Below are 19729 nucleotides of genomic sequence, written 5' to 3' on the forward strand. Positions count from 1 at the left end.
AACCCAATGTCCACTTAGTGCACTCTAGTCACCACAACGAATGGCCCAATTTCTGTGATACTAAACTCAGATGAATCGAAGCTAGCAGGATTGAACTTAATGCCGCGAAGTCGAACATTGGGATTATTCGGGTAAATATCTTCAGCCAAGTTGTAGGTCCACCCCTCGGAATCATCCTTATGACCACGGAAAATGAACACATCAGGAGCCCGCCAAGGGGAACGACCAAGTGCATCAAGGAATGCTTGTGGCTCTTTGAGCTCATCCCAGGTTTGCTCAGCCCATTGCTCAATCAGTTTGTTGCGCTGATCGAACTCACCAAGCGGATTAGCATAATGGCTCGTAAAAGCCTGGAACCCATAGTAGGGGTAGTAAGACAAGAAATCGTTTTCACTTGTGAGGACGATGGCATTTTCTGGGGTATAACCATGTGAGCGAATCTCTTGGTCAAGTTCGGCAAAATACTGCCCCGAATCAGCTGGGTATCTATCTGCGCGCTCACCATTACCATCAGTTTCGGTATAGGCAAGATCAATAGCATGAGCATTGCGATTAGGGATTTCTTGAGCATATTTAATGCCAGCACACATCAGAATAACTGTTAACGCAATAGTAATAGTGCGCGATACCCGTGGCGAGAAACGCTCCGGGTAGAGACGATGTATCCCCACTAAACGCAGGTCAGCTAACCCAAGCACCCCTGCTACTGCCAGAATAAGCGTAACGACGATATCCAAACGGAATCCCAGCAATGTCGAACCCGCCAGAGTGGTAGACATGGACGCAAGAATCCACCCATAGAAAATAATAAGACTCAACCCTAGGGCGCGGACACTGGGTTCGCGGAAGTTAACGATCAGGTACAACACACCAATGAAACATAAAATTCCGACGACGCTCGCCGCAAGCATGGGCAATGGTATTTGTGTTCCCTCAATGGGCAGGTAATGCGTTGCTGTAGCACCTGAGGTGTGCTCACCTTTTAGCAAGGCGAGAAGATAAGGAGCCCATACAGATGCTGCGATGAGCATGGAGCCACAACCAATAATGATCACGCTGAGAATTGGTTTCCAACTACGCTCAAAGAAAGCAGCGAGAATACCAGAGAGAAACACAATGCTGAGTGCGATTGTGGCAGTAAACAAGGTGTATGAGGAGGCAGAGATGCCGAGATAAACACTCAAGCCCACAATGGCAAAACTACTGCCCATTAACGCCCGGTACGTGATAATGGCTGCTGCAGGCGCGCCCAGGGCAATGATTGCAGCGTAGGGTTCTTGAGCGCTCATTACCAAAGCAATGGCAGTGCTTACTAGGGCAATGGCAGTGGCTACGGCTAGGCTGCCGCTAATGCGTTGCCATACGGGAACAAGCATACAGCTTGCACCGGCTAAGGAGACTAATGCCCAAGGCTGAAATGCTTCCCAGCCGGATAGGTGCATGATATTGGCAAAGCGACCGCCAAGCCAGAACCATCCAGCAGGGTAGAAAGCAGGCAGATCTGCATAGTTCATGTCAGATAAGTGCCATGTTTGGGTGAGTCGGGTGAGATATTGAGTGCGAAAACCTTGGTCTACTGCAACGCCGTCGAGGTAGAGCTTGGTGGCAGAGAGGGGAATTGCTAGGGCACCAATAACGAGCCCAGCGGGGCTGAGGTAAGAAACAGCATAGGTTAGTGCTCGTCGCCATGCGGGGATAGCACGTTCTGTTCGTTGATCATTAACCAGTGCACTCAATAAAATTCCGGTAATGACCACGACAATAACAATGCTAAATGTGGCAAGTGATCGAGAGACAAGGGAGCCGCCAAAGGCAGGCAATGAAGTGGACTTGAGGATAAGCCAAGCGATTAAAGTAAGGAAACCGCCAGCTAGGACGGCAGCTGCCATAGCGCCCAGGGTTGCTTTGCGACTAAGGGGATTGGGAGTAAAACCAACATCCATGTGGAATCGTGAAATGGACGGGGAATCTGCTGCGCTTGTAGTTGTTGTCATACTGTGCTCCCTATGCACCCTGTGCTCCCTAGTCTGTTGAGTGTTTTAGTGGCGCACTCGGTATGAGTACGCCACTGTATTCATCGGACTGTATCAAATTGTGATACATGGTGTGTATATCGCAAGGATTAGAAAGGTAATTTTCTAAAAATTGCTTGCGGAATAAAGTTAAATGCTAGCGAGACATAGCGGAATAGTGGATGCACAAAGATGGTGTCTTTCTTTGCAATAACTGCTTCAACTGTTGCTTTAGCGACATCCTCACGGTTTACTGTCAATGGTGCTTCACCTGCGTCAGCAGACATCTTGGTGCGCACTTGACCAGGGCGTACGACGAGAACTCGAGCACCATATTCTTTTAGTGCTTCACCGAGGTTGAGGTAGAAACCGTCCATGCCAGCTTTTGCAGCACCATAGACAAAGTTTGAGCGTCGAACGCGCTGACCTGCTACGGAGGAAAGGGCAACGATAGTGCCGTGACCTTGTTGCTTAAACTTTTGGGCAAGGAGCACACCGACTGATACTGGTGCTGTGTAGTTGGTTTGTGCGCTGCGTACTGCTAGGTCATGTTCTTGCCAGAGACGTTCTTGATCCCCAAGAGTGCCAAAGGCAACAATGGCGATATCGACGTCACCATGAGCGAAAGCATCGTCGATTACCTGAGGGTGTTTATCAAAGTCAGTTGCGTCAAAGTCAAGGACGCTGACGTCGGTCGCGCCTGCTTGTTTTATTTGATCTATGGCTGCTTCGAGACGTGGCGAGCGCGAACGTGCTGCCAATGTGACGTGTGCACTGCTGTGCGTGAGGAATTCAGTAACTATGGCGAGTCCAATTTCTGAAGTGCCACCGAGTAAAAGGATATTTTGTACTTGACCTACAGCGTTGAGCATGGAAAAACTTTCTGAATAATCTGAGTGACGTGGGCGAATAGATGATACAGCGGATTAGTGTAGTTCCAGGCGACGAGACATATCAGAAGCAAATACACCTGTTGGATCAATGGCGTTGCGTGTTTCTAACCAGCCTTGAATGCCTGGGTACATCTTGTGGAAGTTTTCTGCTGAGGTGCGAGATTCCTTAGCAAGATAGAGTCTGCCACCAAATTCAATGACGCGCTGATCAAGGTCGTCGAGGAACTTACCTAGACCAGGTTTGATGGGGAAGTCCACGCATACATTCCAACCCTTCATTGGATAAGACAGCGGTGCTTTGTTACCTTCGCCGAAGAGCTTAAAGACATTCAGCGCGGAATAATGACCAGAACGCTGCATATCGCGAATAATGTCCTTGAATGGCTCTACTGCCTCAGTAGGTACCACGAATTGATATTGCAAGAATCCTTTAGAACCATAACCGCGGTTCCATTCTCCAATGAGATCAAGTGGCTGATAGAACTGAGTAAGATTTTTCACCTTATTACGAGAAGGGGCTCCCATGAGGAAGTAGGCTTCACCGATTGCCGAAAGGGTGAGCTTATTCATGGTAAAAGAAGGGAAAATATCGGGAACTGTCATCAGCTGTGGTGCATTGAACTTAAGTGGTTCTTTGGCTAGCCGTGGTGCTAATTCTTCTAATTGTGCCAAGGTGGCAAGTGAACCCCGAGAAATTGTGGAGCGACCAAGTTTTGGTTCTGGTGAGATCACATCGAACCAGGCTGAGGAGTAGGTGTAATTAACCTCTGAGCCATCGGAGTGGAATGCGACTGTTTCGTCAAGGTTATCTGTGCGGTCGGTGTCTGCGATGAAATATGCTGTTTCGGTTTTGGTCATGCGGATTTGTGCGCGCACAATAATGCCGGTGAGCCCCATACCGCCGACGGTTGCCCAGAATAGGCTGCCATCAGGATCATCATCTGATCCTTCAGGGGTCAGATGTAGAATACGACCGTCAGCAACGAGCAATTCCATAGATACAACGTGATCGCCAAAAGAACCTGCTGAGTGGTGGTTTTTACCATGAATATCTGGACCAATGGCACCACCAATGGTCACTTGGCGTGTACCAGGCAGCACTGGCACCCACAAACCATAGGGTAGGGCAGCTTTCATGAGTTGGTCGAGGGTAACACCACCATCAACATCAACAATTGCTGTTTCTGGGTCGATGGAGTGGATTTTGTTCAGTGGCTGCATATCGACAACCAACCCGCCAGAGTTTTGTGCTGGATCGCCGTAGGAACGACCCATACCGCGGGCGATAATGCCACGCTTGAGGTGATCTGGTTTATCTGAGTTATCTTGGGCAACAACAGTGACAGCCTTGATGATTTCCGCTAGATCTGGTGTGGATAGCACCTGGGAAGTGGCTGGTGCAGTACGACCCCACCCAGTGAGTTTCTTGGCAGTTGTATGTAATTCCATAAGGTTCGTAGTACCTGTCTCTATCGTTTTTTCTTGCTTTAACTCTCAACTCTACCTGTCTTTTGGATAAAGTTCGGGTTGCATAGCTGAAGAAAAACTTATAAGTCGAGCATTTCGCGTATTTCTTGTGGCAATTCTTCTTGGGAAGTGATTTGCGGTCCAGTATAAGAATCTAAAATTTCATAGACCCTGAGTCTGGACACACTGTCGAGTAGCGGAAGTTCCTGGGCGATAAGCCTGGTCATAAATTGGTTCATCGGGGTATGAGTATGTTCTGCTGCAATATGACCAGGTTCTTGTTTCTGCCGCTGGAATAAAGAGAACTTTTTGCGCATAAGAAAATTTTAGCTTTCGACGTCCACCCTTGGGTGAAAAACAGGATAGCGAATAAGAATTTACTGCCTTTAGCTGGGAAAATGCTTTTATCCCGGACTTTATCCTCGCTATAGCGCTACTCTGGTGTTATGACATCTTATCCTGATGTTGCCCAGATTATTGATCTGACTACTTTTCGCCGAGCACGAACAACACCTGCTCAGGCACATACGGCGATAATCTGTGCTACTTTGTCTACTGCCCAGGCGGATATGTACCGCTCTGTGGGAGTAAATGACGCTATGAGCTTAGAACAGCTGCATAATGTCATTAACATTTGTTTCGGGATTGAGCAAAAAAACACTCCGTGGAAATTTTGCGATCAGGATGATCGAGTTCTCAGCAGAGAGAAAAGCGTGCATGATGTGTTGGGGCAACAGCAATCACGCATAGATTATTACTGGGGATTATGGCGCATTGGCATAGAATACGTCGATAGTTTTGCGCGTGATCGAGGTACACCACAAGCGCTATGTATCGGTGGTAGTGGGGCGCTTGAGGTAACTAATGGTGATTTTGATCCCTCAGTGATTAACGCCAAACTTACCGGTGACGACGTAATCAACCGCATATTATCTATGATTCACCCAGAAGCAGCGCAGGTGATTAAGCGCAGTGGAATGTATGATTTTGTGCCGCTGCTACAGGCTATTGATCTTCATTCACCTGCGCCACAACAACAGATCGTGCGTAAAGACTTGCCGCTGGAGTGTGATCCGCAAGCTCGCGACGCTTATTGGGCAACTTTGCTTGGGCTATTGTGCTTGAGCGACGAAAAACTCATTGATGCTGTCGTCGAAAGCCTTATGGAGGCATTGGGGTGGGGTTATGCCAGTGCCGCGGAGATTCGTGTGCTATGCCAGGAGTCATTGTCGTATCTAGATGAGTTGGGTGCCTATGGCACTGATGCTGTGAGCCTGGTAGATCGTATTGATATTTATCGCGAATTGTTGCGTCGACCATCGGTATCGCTGTGGTAGGTTTGAGGGCGTGTCTGAAACTGCTCCTGCTCGTAATTCCTTAAGCGTCCAAATGATTCGGTTTCTCGTCGTAGGTATTTTTTCTGCGGTCATTGATTTTGGTTTGACGATTATCCTGAGGAATGTTGGTCTTAGCCGACCACTAGCAAAGACCTGCGGGTGGGTAGCTGGAACCATAACCGCCTATTTCATCAATACGAAATGGACTTTTAACGCGCAAACCTCAAAAAAGTCCGGTGCTGCTGTGGCCTTGCTTTATCTGACCACATTCCTTGTGCAGCTTGGACTATTTCAGCTGCTGGAAGCACCACTCTATGCCCTAGGGCTGACAAAGTTCTGGGTAGATGCCATCGCGTTTGTTATTGCTCAAGGTGTTGCGACAGCAGTAAATTTTGTGGTGCAACGCCTGGTGGTCTTTAAGGAGCCTGCCGCGCAAGAAGACAGCGGTGCTTAAGGGCGCTCGAAACGTTCTTTTCTGCCCAGATGATGTAAACGCAACCACTGCTTAAAACCAGCGATATCGCGTCGTTGCACCAGGAAAAACCACGCAAAACGCGCATATTCTTGCGGGAGCAGTTTGCGCATACCTGGTTGGTTCATCAAATAGCCACGATTGCGGTAGGTGAAAAAGCGCTTGAATTCATTATCGGGATATTGCGTGTGCATTCGACCACCAAGAATGGGATGGAACTCCGCGCTGCCATTGGGGTGGAGATATGCTGTGCGTAGACAGGTGCCAAAAGCAAGCCCGCTGCGAGCGAGTCGACGATGGTACTCCACCTCATCACCACGAATGAACAGCCGATAGTCGGGTACTCCAATGAGCTCCATAGCTTGTGCACTAATGAGCGCACCATTGAACAGGGAGGCAATTCCTGGTAAAAACTCACCTTCTAGATCGCTTACCTTGCGGTGCCAGGTCAGGCCTTGGCGAAGCGGAAACGCCAGCGTATCTGGTTCGTTAATATCGCATACCACTGGTGATACTTCTGCGAGTTTATGCTTGTGGGCGACGTCGAAAAGCGTTTTGAGCACATGAATATCTGCTGGTCTACCGTCATCATCGGCGCACCAAATTGCCTGGGCGCCGCGAGCTAGCGCAGTCAAAAACCCCAAAGCAAACCCACCGGCACCACCAAGATTGGTGGCTGAGGGAACATATACTGCCCGTGATCCAGCAACCTCATTAAGCAGCTTTTCGACGCTGGGGTCATTGCCATTATCGACCACAATAATCCACTGTACGCTGTGCGTTTGCTGTGCAATAATCTCCAAGGAATGACGGAGCAATTCCACACGATTATGCGTAACGATAACTGCTGCAGTGCTATTGCTGGGGTGAAGTTGAACCTGCGCCACGAACCTCATTCTCCTTTTTATTTTTTGCTAATAATGTGCGGATACTATCAGCTGCCTCTTTTCCTTCATAGGCCTCGACGATCTCATCAACCGCACCTGCTTGGCGAATCTGCCCATGATCCACCCAAATTGCACTATCGCATAGCTGCGCCAAAAACTCATTAGAGTGAGAGGCAAAAACCAAAATACCAGAGCGCTGTACTAGCTCTTGTAACCGGGTACGTGCCTTTGCCATAAAGGCAGCATCCACTGCGCCAATACCTTCATCAAGCAGCAAAATCTCTGGTTCAATCGAGGTGACAACGCCTAAAGCAAGGCGAATACGCATACCAGTGGAATAGGTACGCAGTGGCATGGAGAGATACTCGCCAAGTTCGGAAAACTCAGCAATCTCATCCATTTTTTGTTTCATTTGCTTTCGGGTTTGCCCCAAGAAAAGACCACGAATGATGATGTTTTCATAACCAGATATTTCCGGATCCATACCAATGCCAAGATCGAACACCGGAGCAACACGCCCTTTGACCAACGCCGACCCTCGTGTCGGTTCATAAATACCAGACAATAACCGCAATAAGGTGGATTTACCAGCACCATTGTGGCCAACTAAGCCAACACGATCCCCTTCACGCAAGTGCAGGTTGATATCTTTGAGTGCTTCCACCACGACAGTGTTATCAGTGTTGCGACCAATGGCGCCACCGGCTGCGCCCAGAAAAGCCTTCTTCATGGAACGAGATTTAGCGTCGAAGATAGGAAAATCAACGCAGGCGTTATATGTGTCAATGGAAACCATATTTTCTCCCTAAGTGTCGCTAGTTTACTGCTAGACCCAATAACTCACTCGGAAACGCCATTGACGCATAGCGAGCAAAGCTAAACACACACCAACAACTGTCAGCGCCATAACAACCCACCAATGATAAACAGGAAGGTCAGCGCCAATAAGTGGTGCTCGTACTATCTCCAAATAGTGATAAAGCGGATTAAGCTGTGCCAAAAGCGCACGCTTAGAACCAGGACCGACTTGTTGAGTTAATGTCTCAGTAGTCCACACAATAGGAGTGACATAGAACAAAAGCTGAGTAGCTGACTCCAATAGTGGAGACACATCACGATAACGAGTAGCAATAATGCCAAAAAACAAAGCAACCCACACGCCATTGATAACCAAAAGCCCTACCGCTGGAACAGCCAAGAACACCTGCCACCCTAAAGGACGTGGGAAAAGCAACATCAGAATAACCCAAATAACCAGGTTATGTGCTAAAAATAGTGCTTGACGCCACACGAGACGATATACATGCACTGATAAAGCGGAAGGCAATTGCTTAATCAACCCCTCATTGGCGATAAAAACTTCAGAACCTTCCCGAATACACCCAGAAATGAAGTTCCACATAATTAACCCAACGGTAACGTGTGGCAAAAAATCAGACAGCGGAATCTTAAAAAGCACAGAATAAAGTAAACCGAGCGCTAACGCCATAGTGCCTGTGGCAATAGTTATCCATAGTGGACCGAGCACTGAGCGTCGATAGCGTTGCTTAATATCCTGCCAACCTAGCAGCAGCCACAATTCATGCTGCCGAAAACCGCGCGTGAGATCGCGCCACGCTGAGGCAAACGTCTTGGACATAGACGGTTGCGGTTGCGTATCTGGAGAATGAGTCATCCGAGCAATGTTGCTCACCGGATGCGCGCTTGCCCCAGGTGTGGGTTTTTCTTCTGCAACAGAATGATCATGTTCTTGCACAAATAGTTAGCCTAGCTGGCTTGGTGCAATTATTGGCGCTGACAGGCATACTAATAAAGTATCTATTGGAGTTGTTGAGGGAGTAGTCCATGTCTTTCGATATTGCCCACGCGCGAGGTCTTTACACCTCTTTGAGCGATGGGTGGATCTATCTCAACGCAGACTCGCAACCACAAGTGCCAGAAACAGTGGCAGCCGCAGTGTCGAGAAGTTTCCGCAATGCCCGGCTCATGCAAACCACCGCTTTCGACGAGCAGCTAAGCGGCACCCATGCCCAGGCACCAGCTCTGAAATTCTATGGCAATGAACACATTAATGCTGCTCGTAGAGCACTAGCTGACCTGACCGGCACCCAAGCACAGTGTGTCATTCTTGGCGCACAACTGCCCATGCTCTATATGCACCTTTCCCAGGCAATTCGACCTCTGATGCGTCGTGGGGCACACCTGATTAGTTCCCGAGCAGATCGCAACTGTATTGACCCCACCATCGCAGGCATTGGCGAAGTGCGCTATAGCGAACCTGATGTGGGTACAGCAGAAGTGCCAGCATGGCAGTATAAAGATCTGGTGAGTGGCTCTACCCGGTTGGTAAGCCTGAGCGCTGCGCATCCACACGTGGGTGTGCTCAATCCTGTTGCAGAAATATCCCAGATAGTGCATGAGCAATCCCGCTCCTGGGTACTATGCGATGTCACAGCTCTGGTTGGGGCTAAGCCGGTGAGCTTTCAAGAGCTTGGAGTAGATATCATTGCGCTAGATTGTGCCGCTCTTGGTGGTCCAGAAATCGCAGCGCTCATCTTCCGTGACGCTAGTATGTTCCCCCGCATTGACACCACAGCATTAGAGTTTCCCATCTCAGCAGGGTTGGCTGGGGGAGTTGCTGCAATCGTAGATCACATTGCTGATTTAGCAGGTGAGCAACGTGGTAGCAGACGCAATCGACTACAGAGTGCAGTGCAAGAAACTGGCGCCTATTTAGCCAGCCTGAGCAGATACCTTGTTGATTCCCTCAGCGTGCTACCCAAAGTGCATCTATTTGGCATAACTGGAGAACTAGCCCGTAACGCCAAGACAGAACGTATCCCCAGAATCAGTTTTTGTATGGCAGGAGTTCCAGCGCACACCATATACAAGCGTTTGCTCAGCCACGGAATCATCACCACAATGACTGGCAATGATCCGCTACTCAATATCATGGGTGCGGCAGAGACACAGGGCGTAATCAGCATAGGTCTTTCTGCCTTTAACACCACGAATGATATTGACCAGCTGCTCAGAGCCCTTGCCTCCTTGGCATGATAAAAGTGAACCTGCTTTGTCCCCATTGTCATTGCCGATTGCAGACTAGTACAGTCTAGTGCACAGTCAACACTATCTTTCCTGTCACTGCCCCTGATTGCAGTAGCTCATGCGCGTGCTGGGCGTCGGCAAGCTCGATAGTGCTATGCACCTGGTGCTTAATGGTGCCATCTGCAAGCAGCGGCCAGACATTCTCAATGGTAGAAGCAACAATGCGAGCTTTATCGTCGAGATCGCGCGAACGTAGCGCAGTTGCCGATAATGTGCCGCGCTTGGCAAGTAAGCGACCAATGTTGAGCTCGCCTTTTACGCCACCTTGCATACCGATCGTCACCTGATGACCACCAGGGGCGAGCGCTCGCACATTAGCGTCGAGATATTTCGCCCCCATAATGTCCAAAATGCGATCGCATTTGTTCTTCAACAGTTCCGCGAAATCCTGCTCGCGATAGTTGATGAGAATATCCGCGCCTAGCTGTTGACACACTGCCAATTTTTCGGCAGAGCCGGCAGTAACAGCAACAGTGGCGCCAATATGCTTAGCTAGTTGGATGGCGAAAGTGCCAATTCCGCCAGCGCCACCATGAATGAGAATGGTGTGTTGTGGTTCTAATCCAGTGAGCATCCCAATGTTTGACCACACTGTTGTGGCTACCTCTACCACAGAGGCTGCTTCTACATAGGAGTAGCCTTCAGGTATGGGCATGAGCTGGCCAACGGGAACATTCACATATTCTGCATAGCCGCCGCCGGCCAACAAACACGCGACCTGCTGACCAACCGGAACAGTGGTGTCGCCTGAATCGACGACCTCACCAGCACATTCCAATCCCAAAATTTCCGACTCGCCTGGTGGCGGCGGATAATGCCCCGCAGCTTGTAGCAAATCAGCGCGATTGACTCCAGCTGCATGAACTTTCACCAACACTTCACCAGGTTTGAGTATTGGCTTATCGACGTTGTCCAGGATCAGTTTTTTATCCGAATTGATAGTAATTGCCCTCATAGAACACTAGGTTAGATTATTTTGGGGTCTTTAGGGTACAATATCTTTTCGTTGCGCATTTCTTGTCGCATAAGTTTTTATGCGCTTAAGTTATGTGTGGACGTGGAGGTATGACAGAGCGGCCGAATGTACTGGTCTTGAAAACCAGCGTTGGGAAACCAACCCAGGGTTCAAATCCCTGTGCCTCCGCAAAACTCCCCCTAGTTCTTGCAGCTAGGGGGAGATTTTTGTTTCTCTTTCTGTAATTTCCGCGATTTCTATACCCCTAATTTCTTGAGGATGTATGCGACATTTTCGGGAGAATTGAGGCGTTCCCCATTTTCATCAGGTTTACTATTTTTTAATTCATTGTAGATATCTTGTTCTGTGGGCGTTTTCCCCATGGCGGCGAATTTCCAGTCAAGGAATTGAACCACAAAATCTAATTGGGATACTCGAGTATCAAGAAAACCTTTCATCATTTTCTCCTTCTTTTTCTATCTGTTAAATACACAATCAAATATAGACAGCTTGGTCTACTTTGTCTAATTGAAAATAGACAGAGATTTCTGCTTGGCGGGAATAGTGGCGCAGGAATGGTTGGCTCTGCAATAGCAGAGCGTGCCGTCGAACGCGGTCACAGTGTTATTGGCTTTTCTCGAAAAGCTCAGCCAGCGCACCCTATTCATGCGGTTGATTATCGCGTCGGTGACATCGCTGATACACAAATGGTGGCACACGTGGCAACAGATGTTGATGTTCTCGTGATCGCTATTCCGATTAACCGAGAAACTGGCGAATCAGAAAGTATTATTGCAGCGTACCGCGCTCTCATCGCGGCTCGACCACAGGCGCGTGTCATAGTCGTCGGTGGTGCTGGCGGATTAGAGCTTCCCGACGGCACGCTTTTGGTAGATTCACCAGATTTTCCTGGCGACTATGTGAACACTGGTACGTTTGCCAAGGCAGTCCTCGATGAGATTGATGATCCGCAGTATCGTCGTCAGCGCTTTACTGTCGCGGATAAAGTGGATGGATAGACTGGATAAAGCCGAGAAGTCAGCGTGATACTTTATTCTTGTTCACGCAATTGCACTGATTGCTGCTCTAACTGGGTATTTAATTTCTGATAACTATTCAGGGCATTACTTGCCCGAGGCGGTGTGCGAATAAGTTTCTCGGAGCTTATTCCTGCTTGCAGCTCGCGGATTCTGGCTACCTCGGCATCGAGTTTGATGCCGAGCAAGAGCATGGTATTGGCAATGAGCAAACCAAAGAGTGCAGAAAGCACACCGCCAAGAGCACCAAATAAGCCGATATGTGCGAAGTGGCTGAGATAGAACTCAAGCACATAAATCACAAGGGCAATACCAGCAACAGCAAAAATAGAGCCGGAAGTTACCCATCGAAAGCGTCCATGCTGCACATTAGGCGTGACGTGATAGAGCAGTGCGATAAAAAGCATGGTGAGTAGCAGAATTGCTGGCCAGCGCACATAACGCCAGACAGGGAGAAAATGATTGGCCATAAAGAGAAAAACATTTTCCCAACCTAATGGCTCGGCGAGGCGTTCTAGTAGTGGCAGGAGGAGATCTTCTCGCATGAAGTAAGCGCCTGCAATGATGACCATGCCTAAAACCAAGGTCAGGGTGAGAGCCCACATAGTCGCCCAGGTACGGATAATGCTGCGTCCTTCTAAACGTCCATACATACTATTGGCGCTTCGAGAGAAAGCACGGACATAGGCAGAGGAAGAAAATAGCGCAAAAAGCACACTTATGACCAGCATAATGACTGACTGCTCAGTAGAACCGATGAGCACGAGTGCGATATGCCGTGCATTATCTGCATAATTATGCGGGATATTTTTACTGATAAATTCGTCGGTAAGCTGCAGTATTTGAGATCGATTGTGGTCAAGGAAAAGCGTCGTTATGGCATAAAAGGCGAGCAGAGTGGGCATTGCGGTGAGTAGGGTGAAAAAACTCAGCGTCGCGCCTTTGTCGATAAGCGAGTGGTAGAAGAACTCAAAGTATAGTCGCCGAATAATCAGTGGCCATGCGCGCGGGTGTATCCAACGCTGTTCCTTGAATACTTCTTGGCGATATTCATCTTTTGAGAGAGTGGTGGCTACCTTGCCACCAGCAGCAGCAACGCGTGGTTGCTGGGAGCTTGTCGACGCTGCTGCTACGGACTCTTCTCTTTTGCTCATCGTTTACAAAATACCTGAAAATGCCATGAGCACAGGTTTTTAGCTCGGCATTTTTACATATTCAGGCAACTCGGCTGGTTGAGCGATTGGTTGTTTCGCTGGTTGCATATCCAAACCAAGATCTTTGGCAAAGATGAGCCGTGTTGTTTCATAAATGCGGTCACTATTTTCGTTGAGCTCAAAGACTCGTGCTCCGCGTAAAGTGTGTTGGAGAATGGTGCCGTCGTGCAAACCATAAGGGGCAAAGCCGGTGCCTGGGCAGTAGCCAAGTTCTACGCCAAAATAATCGCCATAGTAACTATTGATATGGTCGTGACCACAGTAAATACCAAGGACATCGCCACGTTCACGGACTGCGCCGTAAATGCCAGAGTTAAACGAGCCATAACAGACGTCTTCGTTTTTGACACCAGAAATTTTGTGACGCTTGGTCGCATCTTTGTGCTTAGAGTCTGAGTGATTTGCAGGACCGCCGAACCACATATCACGGTGCTCATAGGTAGGGATGTGGAAATACATCAGGCTCGGGATTTTCTTGCCGAAACGTTTTTCAGTAGCCAGGGATAACTCGCGATACCACTTGATCTGTTCTGGACGAATATAGTCGTAATGCGGTAGTTCATCATTATCTTGAACGGAATCATTTTCTGGCAGGTAGTTACCAGAATCGAGCAACCAAATCGCAAAGGCAGCATGGTCCTTGTTCTTAGCGGAGCCGATCAAGAGTTGAGCGTCGGAATGCCCAAATGGACGATCAGTGGCCTCAGGATTGAGATTGTGGCGATAGCTACGCACGAATTGTGACATATGCTTTTCATATACGCCTGTGTTTGCTTCTTTAACCGAGTCTTCATCGTGGTTGCCGTAGGTGATTGCCCAAGGGATATTGCGCTGCTCCATAGGCAGTACCACGTTGTTTATTGCTTGGTACACCTGCTTTGGATTGGTGGGACCATCGGTGATGACATCACCGTTGATGAGCGCAAAGTCTGGCTTTTCTTGATCCAAGACTTTGGACATGAACTCGATAGTGCGTTTATCGGTCATGTGATCGTCTTGGGTGTCATTGAACTGGACAATCTTAAACCGTCCGTCGCTATTGAAGTGCAATGGCAGGGCAGTATTGGTGTTGCTTTCTTGAGCCTGAGCAGCGTAGTTACTGCTGCGTGAGGATAATACAGCGCCTGCGGCGAAAATGCTGCCGCCTTGTAGCAATCGACGACGAGAAATCTGCGGTTGAGAATGCGAATTATTCATTTAACCTAAGGTAGCAATGTAATTTAACGAAAAATTAACACCGATGTGAAGAAAATATGAACGCACTTTTTTGTGGTTTTTATAATCTAAAACCATGACCTCCCCAGAAAATGTTTTGCTGTATTTGTCGCCAGAGCATGACGCACAGGTGCGTGAAATTTTTGGTCAGTTAGCGGCTATGGGTTTCCCGGAGCAGAAACAAACTCCGCACATTAGTATCACTTTTGCGCCAAAATTGAAGCCGCAGGTAGTGCAGCGAGCAGCAGAATTATTACCAGAGGTTATTCCCGCCACTTTAGAACGACGCGGTGTTGTGGTTTTTGGTCGTAAAAGAAAACAGACAGTCGCGTGGCTATTGGAAGGCTCGACGCGCCTAGAAGAAGTCGCTCGAGAAATTAGTGCACTCAACCCTGACGGTCGGGGAGCGCGATGGATTCCACATCTCACAATGGGGTTGAGGTTACCGCGTGAGATTGTCCCAGCATATGTCGAGGCTTTGGGGCAGGTGACTTCGTCACATTTTTATCAGATTCATGCTCAGCGCGCTGGCTACTGGCAACCAGCTCAGCAGCAGCTACATACCCTGGCAGATAATTCTTAATATCTGAATGCGATGACATTGTCATCGGCATCACGAGGGGGTTTTCCATTTATTTTCCAAGATGCAATTCTGTCTAGGAGATCTGCATTATCGCGGACTGGTGTGGAAGAGTCATCTTTAGCTTCGACGGCAATAAAGCTGACGTCGTCGGCGGCATAAGAATAGCGACACCACGGGACACCGTCTTTTATGCGGAATTCAAGCGGGCCGGATAGGGCGCCATCTGTGGTCATAACGACGATTTTTTCAATAATCATGAGCTAAGAATATCCGAGCCACGTTTCGTCTCGCGGACTTGGTGAGGATTTTTCTTCAGAACTGCATTCCGATATTGCAGTACGCTCAACAGTCTTTGATACTGAGAAACGTAACCCCTCGTTCAGTATTTTCTTTGGATTGGAGAAAAGATCATGCGCTTTGTTAAGAAAACAGTTATGGCTTGTACTGCATTTGCTATTGCGACGACAGGCCTTGTTGCTCAACCTGCTTCGGCTGCCCCTATTTCCCAAGAGACTCTTGATAGTCTTGTAAAGAGCCTGGCTGTGCCAGGTGGCGTACTTAACCCTGTGGAGCGTCAGCGCCTTGTGGCTGATACGAACGCGTTTCGTGTCCAAAATGGTAAGCGACCACTAGCGGTGAGCCCAGATTTGTCTATCGGCGCACAATTATGGGCAGAATACATGGCAAAAACTGGTCAGTTCATGCACTACCCATTTGGTAATGGTCGTTTCGGAGAGAACATCTGGATGGCCAAGGGTGTTTCTTATACCGAAGCAGTACCAGGTTGGATTAACTCTCCTGGTCACCGCCAGAATATGCTCACTGATTCCTACACAAAGATTGGCATTGGTGTTGCATATGCTCCAGATGGAACTGTGTATGCGGTACAGCGTTTTAAGCGCTAAAGCGTGTTTGTAGTTGTGGCGGTATTGCCGATTCCCACTAATTGAAAATAATTGCACACTGTTTGCAACTTTTCGCACGGTGTGCAATTATGTGGTTATGGCTCAATTTCTCTATCGCATAGGTCGCAGCGCCTATAAAAATAAGTGGCGTTTTCTCGCAGCATGGCTACTTATCCTCATAGGAGTGGGAGTAGCCGCTAGTACACTCAGTAAACCAACAGCACAATCCTTTGATATTCCTGGGCTAGAGTCAGTAGAAACTCAAAAAGCGCTCAAGGAAAAGTTCCCTGTCGAAGATGGAGCGGATCAACTTACTGCCCCAGTAGGAACCTTGGTCATTCAAGCCCCTGAAGGGCAAACCTTGGCTCAAGGAGAAGCTGCCCAGAACGTCGATAAGCTCGTCGGAGCGCTTAAAGAATTAGATTTTCTTGTCAATAAAGACGCTCTTGTTTCGCCAGTTCTAGCAGGTGAAGGGCTTAAAGCTCAGCTTACTCAGGCAAAAGCAGCACAAGGAATCCCTCAAGAACAAATTGATGCCGATGTTGCGGCGTTGAGTCCCTTGAGCAAAGATGGTCGCACAGGCACGATCAGTGTGACTTTTGATGCTAAAACAGCTTCTGATGTTTCAGAAGAAGATAAAACTGCATTTGAGCAGGCGGTCAAAGACAATGCCGGAAATCTTAAGTATGGCTGGTCCGGTAATAGCTTCAGAAGTCAAAGCATTGGCGGAGCCGCTGAGCTTATTGGTATCATCGTCGCCGCTGTTGTTCTCACAATCACTTTTGGTAGCTTCATAGCAGCTGGTCTGCCACTGATTACTGCTGTGATCGGAGTGGGAACAGGCTTGGGTATTGTTTTTGCCGCTACTGCTTTTACAGACACAATCAATTCCACAACACCAACCCTGGCATCCATGATTGGTCTTGCAGTGGGAATTGACTATGCGCTATTCATTGTTTCTCGCTTCCGAAATGAACTCATTAACCACGTCCAAGGCTCTAACCTGGAACCTAAAGAGCTGGCAGAAAAACTTAAGACCTTACCTCTGAGCACTCGTGCGCATTTAGCTGGACTAGCTGTGGGTAAAGCCGGATCAGCAGTTGTTTTCGCTGGTCTTACCGTGCTGATTGCACTGGCTGCTTTAGCTATCATCAATATCCCATTCCTCACCGCTATGGCACTTGCTGCAGCAGGAACAGTGGCTATTGCTGTTTTGGTTGCTATTACTCTTCTACCTGCCATATTGGGGCTTGTGGGTACAAAGGTATTTGCTGGACGTGTGCCAGGTATTAAAGCACCGGACCCTGAACAGGAAAAACCAACTATGGGTTCACGCTGGGTTGGTGTTATCCGCAAACACCCTGTGATATGGATGTTGAGTTCTGTTATTGTCTTGGCTTTGCTGGCAATTCCTGCCACGAATCTACGTCTTGCCATGCCAAGTGATGGATCTTCGGCTCAAGGTACACCTAATCGTACTGCCTATGAGATGGTTGATGAGGCCTTTGGGCCTGGACGTAATGCTCCCATGATTGCTTTGGTTGATTACGCTGATGTCAAAGATCAAGACAAAGCTGAAGTATTGAATAAAGCTGTAGCGGTCTTGCAGAGCGTCGAAGGTGTAGAAAATGCCCAGCTTATGAAGACTAATGGTAAGCCGGAAGACCCTGCACAATCCCTTGGCGATGCTGCACAGGTGTTTATTACTCCGACTTATGGCGCAACTGATGAACACGCAGCCGATGTTCTAGCTGATCTGCGTTCTCAAGAGGCTCAATTCCATGAGAAAACAGGCGCACAGTACTCCATCACAGGTACCACCCCCATCTATGAGGATATTTCCCAGCGTCTCTCTGATGTTTTGATTCCTTATATCGCTATTGTTTTGGCTCTCGCTGTTGTGTTGCTCATGGTGGTATTCCGTTCTTTCTGGGTGCCGTTGATTGCAGCACTAGGTTTTGCTCTCTCTGTTGCCGCCACTTTTGGTGTGACTGTGGCGTTGTGGCAGGAAGGCTTTGCTGGCATCATTAGTGATCCGCAGCCGTTGATTTCTTTCCTACCCATTATGTTGATCGGTATTGTTTTCGGTCTTGCTATGGATTACCAGGTCTTTTTGGTTACTCGTATGCGTGAAGGCTGGGCACATGGTCAAGCTGCATCAGATGCAACGACGTACGGCTTTAAGCATGGCGCCCGTGTGGTTACAGCTGCGGCGTTGATTATGATGTCCGTATTTTCTGCCTTCATTTTGATGGACGAACCATTCATTAAGGTGATGGGTTTTGCTTTGGCAGCGGCTGTATTCTTCGACGCATTCATTATCCGCATGACTTTCATTCCAGCCACCATGTTCCTCCTGGGAGAACGTGCGTGGAAAATCCCAGCATGGTTTGACAAAATCTTGCCGCATGTGGACGTTGAAGGAGAAAGCTTAACGACGTCTCCAACTTCTGACACAACTGTGTCAAAAACCCTTGCAGCTGAAACATCTGGCACAGCACAACCTGCTTCTACAATGAGCGTGGAGGAAAAGTAATGGTTACGTTGGGACGTCGTGATCAAAAAAAGATAGAAACTAAAAGAAGAATCGCTGAAGTTGCTGTGCAACTCCTCCGGGAAGTCGGAGAAGAGAAAACCACTATCTCAGCAATTGTTGACCGTGCTGACGTCTCCCAACGCACTTTCTACAATTATTTTTCTAATAGAGAAGAAGCTATTTTCTATTTCGTCGAAAGGCTCCCCCATGCCATTGCGAAGATGATTCAGGCCTCTCCTCAAAACAAAAAAACTGTTGAACTGTTAGAGATGCTGGCTATAGAGATCATTAATGAGCCACAAGAGAGTTCAGTAAGCATCCATACGCTCGTGGTTGTATTACAGCATCTTGAACACTATAGCGTTGCTGACTATATCCAGTGCCGAGGAGAAGATACAGGTGAGGAACTATCAGAACATGAGAAAGTTCCAGAAAACACCCTAGATTTCTTTCTTCCCGTTATTGATGCTTTGCAGGAATACAGTGGAAATAAGCTCACGAGATTTGAGGCATTCATTTTAGGGCAGACTTTCGTGATGGTGATGAAGTCAGTGATTGAAGCTCATGACAGCCTTCTGTTTGATGATCTTGGTTCTGTACAAGAGATGGTGCACGAGGGTTTTAAGATTCTTTCACGTGGTCTAGGAACCTTGGCGTAGGGCTTCTTCCGGGCGAGTAGGTTTGGGTAGGTTTGAGGCGTTTAATCCCCTAAACCTGTAAAAGACCTCGGCTTTTGCCGAGGTCTTTTACATTCTCTTATTAGAGATTGAGTATGAAAAAGTTTCTTTAGAGTAGTCGACGGTTTTCTATAGCGGAAGCGATTAGACGAACGACATAGTATATGAGTGCTGTCAGTAGTGCTGCCACAGTACCGAGTCCGAATACGTAGTTCATTGCGATACTGCCAAACAGTACGACATTCACTGCGAATGGAACCATGAGTATGAAGGCAATGATTGCCCATGTGTTAGTGCGTTTCTGAAGTTCTTGCATTGCAATACTCCTTAGGGGATGGTTGGTGAGATGGAGATTTTTAAGATACAATCCCCATTCTAAAAAAAACAGCAGATTTTGCAACACATATGGTTTTTATTTATCTATTCTTTAT

21 protein-coding genes and 1 tRNA gene are annotated in these 19729 nt (G+C 48.1%); 9 read left to right on the plus strand and 13 right to left on the minus strand.

Annotated features, from left to right (window positions below; translation table 11 throughout):
• Nucleotides 1-14: 14 nt before the first annotated feature.
• The 4 genes from FQV43_RS00380 to FQV43_RS00395 form a co-directional block, all read right to left on the minus strand.
• Nucleotides 15-1994 (minus strand): galactan 5-O-arabinofuranosyltransferase, encoded by a 1980-nt coding sequence (locus FQV43_RS00380; protein ID WP_146338083.1) that lies wholly within the window; start codon nucleotides 1992-1994, stop codon nucleotides 15-17.
• A 128-nt stretch (nucleotides 1995-2122) separates the two neighbouring features.
• Nucleotides 2123-2884 carry a decaprenylphospho-beta-D-erythro-pentofuranosid-2-ulose 2-reductase gene (locus FQV43_RS00385; RefSeq protein WP_144273611.1) on the minus strand — a complete coding sequence of 254 codons (762 nt, stop codon included), beginning with the start codon at nucleotides 2882-2884 and terminating at the stop codon, nucleotides 2123-2125.
• Between the two features lie 54 nt (nucleotides 2885-2938).
• Nucleotides 2939-4354 carry an FAD-binding oxidoreductase gene (locus tag FQV43_RS00390; protein ID WP_144273612.1) on the minus strand — a complete coding sequence of 472 codons (1416 nt, stop codon included), beginning with the start codon at nucleotides 4352-4354 and terminating at the stop codon, nucleotides 2939-2941.
• A gap of 98 nt (nucleotides 4355-4452) precedes the next feature.
• Nucleotides 4453-4689: a hypothetical protein gene (locus FQV43_RS00395; RefSeq protein ID WP_144273613.1), complete on the minus strand. Its 237-nt coding sequence runs from the start codon at nucleotides 4687-4689 to the stop codon at nucleotides 4453-4455.
• Nucleotides 4690-4818: 129 nt separating this feature from the next.
• On the opposite strand from FQV43_RS00395, the gene FQV43_RS00400 reads away from it, so the two are divergent.
• Both FQV43_RS00400 and FQV43_RS00405 read left to right on the plus strand, forming a co-directional pair.
• Nucleotides 4819-5709, plus strand: a complete 891-nt coding sequence (locus FQV43_RS00400; RefSeq protein ID WP_144273614.1) for a plasmid pRiA4b ORF-3 family protein — start codon at nucleotides 4819-4821, stop codon at nucleotides 5707-5709.
• Nucleotides 5710-5719: 10 nt separating this feature from the next.
• Entirely contained in the window at nucleotides 5720-6163 is a 444-nt protein-coding gene (locus FQV43_RS00405; RefSeq protein WP_246846929.1) for a GtrA family protein, read from the plus strand.
• On the opposite strand, the gene FQV43_RS00410 is transcribed toward FQV43_RS00405, so the two are convergent.
• The 3 genes from FQV43_RS00410 to FQV43_RS00420 are packed head-to-tail and all read right to left on the minus strand — an operon-like array spanning nucleotide 6160 to nucleotide 8743.
• A complete protein-coding gene (locus FQV43_RS00410) occupies nucleotides 6160-7077 on the minus strand; it encodes a glycosyltransferase (protein WP_168194997.1) in 918 nt (305 codons plus the stop codon). The genes FQV43_RS00405 and FQV43_RS00410 overlap by 4 nt on opposite strands.
• Complete coding sequence (locus tag FQV43_RS00415) at nucleotides 7037-7864, minus strand: ABC transporter ATP-binding protein (RefSeq protein ID WP_144273616.1); 828 nt, start codon at nucleotides 7862-7864, stop codon at nucleotides 7037-7039. Before FQV43_RS00415 ends, FQV43_RS00410 begins: the two co-directional genes overlap by 41 nt.
• Before the next feature lie 30 nt (nucleotides 7865-7894).
• A complete protein-coding gene (locus FQV43_RS00420) occupies nucleotides 7895-8743 on the minus strand; it encodes an ABC transporter permease (protein ID WP_146340312.1) in 849 nt (282 codons plus the stop codon).
• 170 nt (nucleotides 8744-8913) lie between these two features.
• On the opposite strand from FQV43_RS00420, the gene FQV43_RS00425 reads away from it, so the two are divergent.
• Nucleotides 8914-10125 (plus strand): aminotransferase class V-fold PLP-dependent enzyme, encoded by a 1212-nt coding sequence (locus tag FQV43_RS00425; protein WP_146338085.1) that lies wholly within the window; start codon nucleotides 8914-8916, stop codon nucleotides 10123-10125.
• Between the two features lie 55 nt (nucleotides 10126-10180).
• On the opposite strand, the gene FQV43_RS00430 is transcribed toward FQV43_RS00425, so the two are convergent.
• Entirely contained in the window at nucleotides 10181-11131 is a 951-nt protein-coding gene (locus tag FQV43_RS00430; protein ID WP_144273618.1) for an NAD(P)H-quinone oxidoreductase, read from the minus strand.
• 104 nt (nucleotides 11132-11235) lie between these two features.
• Between FQV43_RS00430 and FQV43_RS00435 the strand changes: the two genes are divergently transcribed.
• A tRNA-Ser gene (locus FQV43_RS00435) sits at nucleotides 11236-11320 on the plus strand.
• A 68-nt stretch (nucleotides 11321-11388) separates the two neighbouring features.
• Here FQV43_RS00435 and FQV43_RS00440 read toward each other — a convergent pair.
• Nucleotides 11389-11592: a hypothetical protein gene (locus FQV43_RS00440; RefSeq protein ID WP_146338088.1), complete on the minus strand. Its 204-nt coding sequence runs from the start codon at nucleotides 11590-11592 to the stop codon at nucleotides 11389-11391.
• A gap of 114 nt (nucleotides 11593-11706) precedes the next feature.
• Here FQV43_RS00440 and FQV43_RS00445 point away from each other — a divergent pair, with 114 nt between their 5' ends.
• A complete protein-coding gene (locus tag FQV43_RS00445) occupies nucleotides 11707-12150 on the plus strand; it encodes an NAD(P)-dependent oxidoreductase (RefSeq protein ID WP_146338090.1) in 444 nt (147 codons plus the stop codon).
• Nucleotides 12151-12182: 32 nt separating this feature from the next.
• Here the strand turns inward: FQV43_RS00445 and FQV43_RS00450 are convergent, their stop codons facing one another.
• Both FQV43_RS00450 and FQV43_RS00455 read right to left on the minus strand, forming a co-directional pair.
• Nucleotides 12183-13322, minus strand: a complete 1140-nt coding sequence (locus FQV43_RS00450; protein WP_146338092.1) for a YihY/virulence factor BrkB family protein — start codon at nucleotides 13320-13322, stop codon at nucleotides 12183-12185.
• A 39-nt stretch (nucleotides 13323-13361) separates the two neighbouring features.
• Nucleotides 13362-14579, minus strand: coding sequence for a metallophosphoesterase family protein (locus FQV43_RS00455; protein ID WP_146338094.1), 1218 nt, complete (start codon nucleotides 14577-14579; stop codon nucleotides 13362-13364).
• A 94-nt stretch (nucleotides 14580-14673) separates the two neighbouring features.
• Between FQV43_RS00455 and FQV43_RS00460 the strand changes: the two genes are divergently transcribed.
• Nucleotides 14674-15180, plus strand: coding sequence for a 2'-5' RNA ligase family protein (locus tag FQV43_RS00460; RefSeq protein ID WP_144273622.1), 507 nt, complete (start codon nucleotides 14674-14676; stop codon nucleotides 15178-15180).
• Here the strand turns inward: FQV43_RS00460 and FQV43_RS00465 are convergent.
• The gene (locus FQV43_RS00465) at nucleotides 15177-15437 is read right to left on the minus strand and encodes a hypothetical protein (protein WP_146338096.1); all 261 of its coding nucleotides are present in this window, start codon (nucleotides 15435-15437) and stop codon (nucleotides 15177-15179) included. The two genes, FQV43_RS00460 and FQV43_RS00465, sit on opposite strands and share 4 nt — an antisense overlap.
• Before the next feature lie 153 nt (nucleotides 15438-15590).
• Here FQV43_RS00465 and FQV43_RS00470 point away from each other — a divergent pair, with 153 nt between their 5' ends.
• The 3 genes from FQV43_RS00470 (at nucleotide 15591) to FQV43_RS00480 (ending at nucleotide 19280) form a co-directional block, all read left to right on the plus strand.
• Entirely contained in the window at nucleotides 15591-16085 is a 495-nt protein-coding gene (locus FQV43_RS00470) for a CAP domain-containing protein (protein WP_144273624.1), read from the plus strand.
• 97 nt (nucleotides 16086-16182) lie between these two features.
• Nucleotides 16183-18621 carry an MMPL family transporter gene (locus tag FQV43_RS00475; RefSeq protein ID WP_146338098.1) on the plus strand — a complete coding sequence of 813 codons (2439 nt, stop codon included), beginning with the start codon at nucleotides 16183-16185 and terminating at the stop codon, nucleotides 18619-18621.
• A gap of 8 nt (nucleotides 18622-18629) precedes the next feature.
• A complete protein-coding gene (locus tag FQV43_RS00480; RefSeq protein ID WP_168194998.1) occupies nucleotides 18630-19280 on the plus strand; it encodes a TetR/AcrR family transcriptional regulator in 651 nt (216 codons plus the stop codon).
• 127 nt (nucleotides 19281-19407) lie between these two features.
• Here the strand turns inward: FQV43_RS00480 and FQV43_RS00485 are convergent, their stop codons facing one another.
• Nucleotides 19408-19614: a hypothetical protein gene (locus FQV43_RS00485; protein ID WP_146338102.1), complete on the minus strand. Its 207-nt coding sequence runs from the start codon at nucleotides 19612-19614 to the stop codon at nucleotides 19408-19410.
• Nucleotides 19615-19729: the final 115 nt, after the last annotated feature.

The sequence above is a fragment of the Corynebacterium sp. sy039 genome (genome assembly GCF_007904105.1).
Taxonomy (GTDB): Bacteria; Actinomycetota; Actinomycetes; order Mycobacteriales; family Mycobacteriaceae; genus Corynebacterium.

Excerpts from the sequence above, each read along its gene's own strand:
- FQV43_RS00445 (WP_146338090.1), top strand. The coding sequence starts at position 11,707 with ATGGTTGGCTCTGCAATAGCAGAGCGTGCCGTCGAACGCGGTCACAGT.
- FQV43_RS00385 (WP_144273611.1), bottom strand. The coding sequence starts at position 2,884 with ATGCTCAACGCTGTAGGTCAAGTACAAAATATCCTTTTACTCGGTGGC.
- FQV43_RS00425 (WP_146338085.1), top strand. The coding sequence starts at position 8,914 with ATGTCTTTCGATATTGCCCACGCGCGAGGTCTTTACACCTCTTTGAGC.
- FQV43_RS00430 (WP_144273618.1), bottom strand. The coding sequence starts at position 11,131 with ATGAGGGCAATTACTATCAATTCGGATAAAAAACTGATCCTGGACAAC.
- FQV43_RS00390 (WP_144273612.1), bottom strand. The coding sequence starts at position 4,354 with ATGGAATTACATACAACTGCCAAGAAACTCACTGGGTGGGGTCGTACT.
- FQV43_RS00465 (WP_146338096.1), bottom strand. The coding sequence starts at position 15,437 with ATGATTATTGAAAAAATCGTCGTTATGACCACAGATGGCGCCCTATCC.
- FQV43_RS00400 (WP_144273614.1), top strand. The coding sequence starts at position 4,819 with ATGACATCTTATCCTGATGTTGCCCAGATTATTGATCTGACTACTTTT.
- FQV43_RS00440 (WP_146338088.1), bottom strand. The coding sequence starts at position 11,592 with ATGATGAAAGGTTTTCTTGATACTCGAGTATCCCAATTAGATTTTGTG.
- FQV43_RS00450 (WP_146338092.1), bottom strand. The coding sequence starts at position 13,322 with ATGAGCAAAAGAGAAGAGTCCGTAGCAGCAGCGTCGACAAGCTCCCAG.
- FQV43_RS00410 (WP_168194997.1), bottom strand. The coding sequence starts at position 7,077 with ATGAGGTTCGTGGCGCAGGTTCAACTTCACCCCAGCAATAGCACTGCA.
- FQV43_RS00415 (WP_144273616.1), bottom strand. The coding sequence starts at position 7,864 with ATGGTTTCCATTGACACATATAACGCCTGCGTTGATTTTCCTATCTTC.
- FQV43_RS00470 (WP_144273624.1), top strand. The coding sequence starts at position 15,591 with ATGCGCTTTGTTAAGAAAACAGTTATGGCTTGTACTGCATTTGCTATT.
- FQV43_RS00455 (WP_146338094.1), bottom strand. The coding sequence starts at position 14,579 with ATGAATAATTCGCATTCTCAACCGCAGATTTCTCGTCGTCGATTGCTA.
- FQV43_RS00485 (WP_146338102.1), bottom strand. The coding sequence starts at position 19,614 with ATGCAAGAACTTCAGAAACGCACTAACACATGGGCAATCATTGCCTTC.
- FQV43_RS00460 (WP_144273622.1), top strand. The coding sequence starts at position 14,674 with ATGACCTCCCCAGAAAATGTTTTGCTGTATTTGTCGCCAGAGCATGAC.
- FQV43_RS00420 (WP_146340312.1), bottom strand. The coding sequence starts at position 8,743 with ATGACTCATTCTCCAGATACGCAACCGCAACCGTCTATGTCCAAGACG.
- FQV43_RS00380 (WP_146338083.1), bottom strand. The coding sequence starts at position 1,994 with ATGACAACAACTACAAGCGCAGCAGATTCCCCGTCCATTTCACGATTC.
- FQV43_RS00475 (WP_146338098.1), top strand. The coding sequence starts at position 16,183 with ATGGCTCAATTTCTCTATCGCATAGGTCGCAGCGCCTATAAAAATAAG.
- FQV43_RS00395 (WP_144273613.1), bottom strand. The coding sequence starts at position 4,689 with ATGCGCAAAAAGTTCTCTTTATTCCAGCGGCAGAAACAAGAACCTGGT.